Here is a 6560-nt window from a genome sequence, read left to right on the forward strand (position 1 = left end):
TGGAAGCACGAGCACCCGGGCGTTCTGCATCCCGGAAGACATCGTGCGTTCCTCCCCGCGGTATGAACGGATCCTGTTGTTCCTGGCTGTAGCCCTGATGGAGTCCCTGGGGATCCATGCCCAGATCACTGCCGATCCCGCATATGAAGCCGTGGAAGGTTTCGTAGTGGCCCCCGACAAGGAAGCGGTGATCGCCAACTGGGTCCGGGGTGACGGGATGTGGCATGTCGACGTAACAGCCCGGTCCTCTGTCGTCCGGGAGTTCACGATCGCGGCACGCGACGTCAACGCGGACTCGCTCACGACCGCGCCAACGGCTGCCGGACGGCTCCGCGCTCTCGCCCAATACCTCGAGCTGCCGTGGTCGTGGCTCATCGAGCGGTGCAGCCAGCTCGCCCGGTACGGGTCGTCCGGGCTGATCCAGTCCCGCAGCCGGCTCGTCTCCGCGGCTGGCATTGACGCCGCATGCGCGTACGTAGGGTCTCTCCCGGCCGACATCTGACGCCACCACTCAGTCCGCATGTCCACGAAGGGAAAGAGCATGGCCGACAACGCCCGACGCGTCGCGGTGATCTCGCTAGGCGGCACCATCGCGATGACTACGCAGACTGACGGCGGCGCGACGCCGACGCTGTCGGCCGACGACCTGGTCGCGGCCGTACCGGGCCTTGCCGAAACCGGCATCGCTGTGGAGGTTCACGACTTCCGTCGACTACCCGGTGCCTCATTGGGTTTCTCCGACTTGCTCGAGCTGGCCGTGATGGTCGCGACGCTCCCAGTCGACGGCGTGGTCATCACCCAAGGGACAGACACGATCGAGGAGACCTCGTATCTGCTGGATCTCGTCACGACCGGCGACAAGCCGGTTGTAATCACGGGCGCCATGCGCAACGCGAGCATGGCCGGGGCGGACGGCCCAGCAAATGTACTCGCCTCCATCCGTGTCGCAGCCAGCACAGAGGCGCGGGGTACCGGATCCGTCGTCGTCTTCGGTGAGGAAATCCACGCTGCCCGCTGGGTTCGCAAAACTCACGCCACGAGCCCACTCGCTTTCACCTCATACCCCGGCCCGATTGGCTACGTCGCGGAAGACCGTGTCCGCATCACGGCTCGCCCCGGCAAATGCTCGACAATCGATCCCCGGAGCGCCGCATCTCCAGCACAGACGGCGATCGTCACGGTCGGTCTCGGCGACGACGGGACGATTCTGCAAGCCGTTGGTGACAAGGTCGACGGCCTGGTAGTCGCGGCGTTCGGGGCTGGCCATGTCCCCATGGCGTGCGTGGACGCACTCACCGATCTCGCCAAGCGCATGCCTGTCGTCCTCGCGACGCGCACGGGGTCTGGCCCCGTGCTCAGGCATACGTACGGCTTCCCGGGCTCCGAATCGGATCTGATTGCCCGCGGACTGATCCCCGCCAGTTCACTCGATCCGATCAAGGCACGCATCCTGCTGCAGCTGCTTCTGATGACGGCCGCCACCGCGGACCAGATCTCTAAGTCCTTCAACGCCCTCTCTTAACAACCCCAGCAGCCCCGGAGAACCAACTTGCGTAGCCATGAGCTCACCACCGGACGGACCTTTGCCGTCAACTTCGACCACGGCGACGACTTCTTCCCCACTCTCGCCGACTTCTGCCAGCAAAACGGCGTCCGGCACGGCTACATCCCGATGTTCATCGCCGGCTTCGCGGAAGCGGACATCGTCGGTGCGTGCGAGAAGCTCGAAGACCCCAACGCCCCGGTCTGGAGCAAGGTCCACGTCACTGGCGTGGAGGCGATGGGGTGTGGAACGCTCGCTTACGACGCCGAGACGGACTCGGTCTCGCCGCATATCCACACCACGCTGGGTGAGAAGGCACGGTCGGCCAACGGGTATACGAGCCATCTGCTCAACGCCCGCGTCCAGTTCCTCGTCGAAATGCTCGTCGTCGAAGTCATCTCACCCGTCATGACCCGACCGAAGAACCCGGATCTCTACGACGTCCCCCTGCTGACCTTCGGAACATGATTCACGAGCCACGGCCTTCAGCTAACGGATCTCACCCAGGAGGTGCAACGAAGGGATGAGCGAGGTGGCCTGGCGCTTCGCTGGACGACTCGTCGTCCGGGCTGGTCGGCGTAAGCGCGTGCAACGCGGCCTGGAGTGTCGACGTCTCCTGGTGCCACCGCTTCGGCGCGATGAGCTTCAGCCGCGGCGTCCCCTCTGGCGTAAGAACCTGGCTCTGACAGTCGATCACCGGGATGAGGCCCTGACTGTGGGCGTAGAGCAGTACAGGTTGTCGGGCGATGAGCGAGCGAAGTTCGAGTCGGGCCACCGGGCCAAATCGGTAGACCCGGCTTCCCGCACGTTTCTGCTTCCCCACTACTACAAGGCCGTCGACCTCTTGGGCGAATGCGTCCCAGTCGTACGGTCGGTCATCGCTGAAGACGCTGCGGTAGTGCAGGACCTCGACACCATCAGGCAACTCCTGCGCGATCTGCGCCAGCCAGTTCTCCCACTTTGGGTTGTTCATGGTTCTGGGGGCGGCGCTCACGTACACGCGCACCGCAGCTCCTGGCGCGCGGCTGGCGGCGAGTCGCTGCATGGCTGCTACGAAGCGTCGCTGTTGCAGCGGCGTGGCGAAGGAGTCCACGTCCAGGTCCAGGGCGTCGATCGGCGGTGCGTACATGCTGCTCATCATGCAGGTGTGATCTCCTGGGCGGGCGCAGAGGGACAGACGACGGCCGAGGTGGCGGTGCGTCAAGAAGCAATTATGCAAGGCCGACACGTCGTGGGGCGGGGTGTCGTTACGTGCGGCGAGGGGAGTACTGTGTCTGCGAATAAGATCAATATGGACATGGTTAAGCCCCGCGAGGCTGCACTCCGGGGCACGGCCGCAGACCAATCTAGGGATGGTCTCGACATGGTTCAGGGTACCCGTACCCTCGGGCAGGCACACAACAAGGCACCTGCCGCCGTAGTAGCGATGGATCACGCGTCGCTCCGGCAGGCTGGTGCCTTTCTCATGCTTCCGCACCGGACCGGATGCGGATACACCTCTCCCCGTGAGGGGGTCGAGATGAGGTAAGCCCTCGGGGGCGGCGCCCTTACGGGTCTTCTTGCCGCCCCGGGCCGCTGCCTGGTGATTGCAGTCACCGGGGTACAGCGCCCACCTGCTCTCCGGTCTGGCCTTGCAGGGCCTCCCGGAGGAGCTGTTCGACCGGTTGCAGCCGCCTCGAACAGTTCGATCTTTGGTTCTCCCAAACCACGAAGTGCCACGAGGGCCTTCGTTGTGCCCTCCTCCATAGAGAAGGAGCGCTAGGCACATGTTGCAGCATCCTGCTGCCCTTTGTCAGCCCAGTCATGCCCGATTGGCGCATTTTGCGCCGTCTATCACGTCACAGGTTCCGGCTGACCCCTGCGATTCGCCACTTCGACAGGCATCGCTGCAGCCGCGCATGTGCGTGCGATGCGCCCTGGCCGGAGTGGCCCGATGACGTTGGTGGCGGCGCAGGCCGCCGTGATGGTCCCTTCATCGCACACGTCTGTATTGCTGGTGGACCCCGTCGCCGTGCTGCCCGAGCTGTGGGTGCCGGAGGCGGAGCAGTGGCTGTCGTCGTCGGCGGGCCGGGTCGCGCCGGACGGATATAGCTGGATGCAGGCGGTGCACTGGGTGGCGGGGTCGGGGCTGTACCAGCCGCGGCGGCACCGCTCCACTGGGCTGCGCTCGTTCAATGCGACGACGGTGTACCTCGCGCAGTTGCTGGCGGAGCTTTCCCCCTGCTTCCCGGGTCTGAGCTATCTGCAGCGGCGTACGGGTCTGTCGGAGCGGATGGTGGAGTATCACCTGGCGGCTCTGCGGGAGACGGGGCTTCTGTCCTACATCGTGAAGGGCACGCGGAAGCGGGGCGAGGCGCCGCAGGCGTCCGAGTTCGCTCGGACGATCCCCCTCAAGTTCGACGAGGCGCTGGGGATCCGTACGAGGCAGTCCGACCAGGATGCGCCGGCGTTCACGCGGGTGATGGTCGGGATCGCGGAGGCGGGCCGGGAGCTAATGGCGAAGCTCGCGAAGAAGGCCAGCCGGAAGGTGCGCAGGCCGCGCTCGAAGACGTCATCGAGGGCCTCAGAAAAGGCTTCCGGGAAGCGGTCGTCCGGGACGGCTGTGACGGCTGTTTCAGACGGGTCGCGTTGCACCCCAATGGGGGGTGGTTCCTCAAGTGCTTCCACTGCGGGTTCTACTTCCTTCCCCCCTGAGAGCAAGCTCGCACGCGGGGGCAGCAAGTCATCCATCACGAAGAAGTCCGAGGCCAAGGCCGGTGGCCGCCGGAAGCTGAACCGCGTCGGGCGCAGGTTCCAGCTGGCCCGTGAGCTGACCCAGGAGCTGGACTGGCTGCGTGGCTGCTCGGTGCCTCGGATCGCGTGGGTGGTTCGGGACGTGGCTGATGCCGGATGGACGGTCGCCGAGGTCAGGGGCTGGTTGCACCTGCGCGGCGAGGCGGCCCGGGTCCGTCGGGGCTCCGGTTTGCTTGCCGCGCTGCTGGCGAACGCGGTGACGACCCTGGACACACCCGAGAAGCGGGCCTATGCCGTCGAGCAGTGGCGCTGTGCCCAGGAGGCAGCGCGCCGCCACCACATCCAGAAGGTCCGCGCCCGCACGGAGCGGTTCGACGGCGACTGGCAGGCCCCCACAAGTCTGGCCGTGCTGCGCGACGTGGAGCAGGCATTTGCTCAAGTCCGTGCGGTGACGAGCGGCGGCCGCGACCAACACCATCCCGCCGAAACGCACGATCACTGCGAGGACCTTGCGCTGACTGATCCGCAGGTCGAGGAGATGCGGGACCAGGTGCGGTGCGAGCTCATGCGAGGCCAGACGGACCTGATCGACCTGGCTGTCGATTCCATGGGCCGCGAGGCTGCCGAGCGCCTCTACGGGGCGGACCTGGTGCGCCGTGCCCGCCAGCTGGCTGGCGCTGCCCGTAGCTCGCACGTGTTCATCGGACGCCGGTAGGAGGCCCCAGATGACTGAAACAATCACGCCCGGAGGGCAGCCCGCCGATGGTGCCCCGGAGCTGTCCGGCGTCGACCTCGCGCGCATCGCTCTGCATCAGGCTCGTGCGGCTGCGAAGCAGCGCGGCGACACCGTGGATCGCGCTCCGCGCCGCCGTCGGCAGCAAGGCGTACGGCGTGAGGGACGCGAGCCGGCCGGGTTCGACGCCGTGCTTCAGGGCCTGATGGCTGACCGGGTCTGGGAGCTTCCAGCCGCCGGCGCAAGCGTGCTGAATCAGTGGCCGGACATCGCGGCCGCCATCTCGCCGCGTCTGCCTGACCATGTGCAGGCGCTCGCCTTCCACGCGGAGTCCGGGCAATTGGACCTGTGCCCGGACTCACCCGCCTACGCCACACAGCTCCGGTTGATCAGCGCCCGCATCGTCGCCGCGGTGAATCAGGCGGCCGGAACCGACGCCGTACGCACCATCCGGGTCCTGCCCGTCGGCGCCGCACCCGAGCCCCGTACGACGCAGTCCGCCCCCGCGGCCGCGGCCGGGCCGGAGGTGCCAGTGAAGACCCGGGAGATGGCGTCCGAGGGATTCCGCCAGGCGCTCGCCGCACACCAAGCGGCCCGGCCCGAGCAGCACGTCGACACGGCCATCGCGCAGGCAGCCGAAAGGCAGACCCGCGCCCTGCGCGAGCTCAGCGCCAGGGCGTTCCCGGAGACGGCCTCGGGCGACCAGCCGACCTTTATCGAGGCCGCCCGCGTCCAGCGCCGCCGTGAAGCGGAAGCCGCCCATGCCCTGGCATTGCGGCGCGCCCGGACCGAACGAGCTCAGCGATCCGGTGGGGCTGGTACGGCGCAGCCTCCGGAGGACCGGCGTACGGCGTGAAAGCGCAGGCCAGGGCGGAACGGCCGCTGCGCTCCAGGACTTCCCGGAGTGGCAGAAGATCCAGACGGTGCGCGGCGCGTTCGGCCACCTGTTTCGCGTCATGCGGGAGCGGGCCGGGGAGCACTTCGACCGACTGATGGGGGACATCCGCGTCGGCGAGTTCTTCCGCAAGATCTCGATCAACGCCTGCGAGAAGGTCGCCGGGTGGGCGCAGGCCGGGGCCGACCGGCTCCGGCGACGGGGCGAGAGGAAGGACGCCGATGCCGCGGCCGCCGATGCGCTGCCGAACGTCGCGGATGCCGCCACTGGCTACAGCTCCCCCCCCCCCGGCGGGGGTCGCAGCGGGCCGCCGCTGGCGTCGCGGGACACCGCATCCGCCACGGTGGACATCCCGGCGATGCGTCAGCTCGGGGAGGCGCTGTCCCGGCCGCTCCCCGGCGCCAAGGACGGGCGGGGCCCACGCGTCTCCGCGGCGGCCGCAGGGCAAGTCGACCACCCAGCGTGGGACGAAGAACGGGACGAAGAAGCCGAGCAGCACCACGAAGAAGCCGGGTGCCGCCGTAGAGCAGGCCGGACACTTGCGCCGGGGCGGCGCCGAGTCGCAGCAGCAGAATCACAAGCCGACGCAGCGCTGACCCGGACACGAACCAGGGCCCGGAGCGCCGACACGGCGGTCCGGGCCCTGGTGGTGGGGG

At 67.8% G+C, this 6560-nt stretch carries 6 protein-coding genes and 1 pseudogene; 6 read left to right on the forward strand and 1 reads right to left on the reverse strand.

Annotated elements, in window-relative coordinates; genetic code table 11:
• From AC3ET3_RS35630 to AC3ET3_RS35640, 3 genes and pseudogenes are all read left to right on the forward strand, one after another.
• Nucleotides 1-502, forward strand: a pseudogene (locus AC3ET3_RS35630) (hypothetical protein); the annotation flags it as partial.
• A 39-nt stretch (nucleotides 503-541) separates the two neighbouring features.
• Complete coding sequence (locus AC3ET3_RS35635) at nucleotides 542-1522, forward strand: asparaginase (protein ID WP_435613683.1); 981 nt, start codon at nucleotides 542-544, stop codon at nucleotides 1520-1522.
• 27 nt (nucleotides 1523-1549) lie between these two features.
• On the forward strand, nucleotides 1550-2011 hold the full coding sequence (locus tag AC3ET3_RS35640; protein ID WP_435613684.1) for a PPC domain-containing DNA-binding protein: 462 nt from the start codon (nucleotides 1550-1552) through the stop codon (nucleotides 2009-2011).
• 31 nt (nucleotides 2012-2042) lie between these two features.
• Here AC3ET3_RS35640 and AC3ET3_RS35645 read toward each other — a convergent pair whose 3' ends face one another.
• Nucleotides 2043-2684, reverse strand: coding sequence for a hypothetical protein (locus tag AC3ET3_RS35645; RefSeq protein WP_435613685.1), 642 nt, complete (start codon nucleotides 2682-2684; stop codon nucleotides 2043-2045).
• A 792-nt stretch (nucleotides 2685-3476) separates the two neighbouring features.
• On the opposite strand from AC3ET3_RS35645, the gene AC3ET3_RS35650 reads away from it, so the two are divergent.
• The 3 genes from AC3ET3_RS35650 to AC3ET3_RS35660 all read left to right on the forward strand — a co-directional run.
• Nucleotides 3477-4991, forward strand: coding sequence for a transcriptional regulator (locus tag AC3ET3_RS35650; protein ID WP_435613686.1), 1515 nt, complete (start codon nucleotides 3477-3479; stop codon nucleotides 4989-4991).
• A gap of 10 nt (nucleotides 4992-5001) precedes the next feature.
• Nucleotides 5002-5865 (forward strand): DciA family protein, encoded by an 864-nt coding sequence (locus AC3ET3_RS35655; protein WP_435613687.1) that lies wholly within the window; start codon nucleotides 5002-5004, stop codon nucleotides 5863-5865.
• A 67-nt stretch (nucleotides 5866-5932) separates the two neighbouring features.
• Nucleotides 5933-6560: hypothetical protein (locus AC3ET3_RS35660; protein WP_435613688.1), on the forward strand; the 628-nt coding region annotated here is incomplete at its 3' end.

This window comes from Streptomyces sp. bgisy159 (assembly GCF_057707805.1).

What these genes read in the sequence shown, in the direction of transcription:
- AC3ET3_RS35635 (WP_435613683.1), top strand. Translation starts at nt 542, where the DNA reads ATGGCCGACAACGCCCGACGCGTCGCGGTGATCTCGCTAGGCGGCACC.
- AC3ET3_RS35645 (WP_435613685.1), bottom strand. Translation starts at nt 2,684, where the DNA reads ATGATGAGCAGCATGTACGCACCGCCGATCGACGCCCTGGACCTGGAC.
- AC3ET3_RS35650 (WP_435613686.1), top strand. Translation starts at nt 3,477, where the DNA reads ATGACGTTGGTGGCGGCGCAGGCCGCCGTGATGGTCCCTTCATCGCAC.
- AC3ET3_RS35655 (WP_435613687.1), top strand. Translation starts at nt 5,002, where the DNA reads ATGACTGAAACAATCACGCCCGGAGGGCAGCCCGCCGATGGTGCCCCG.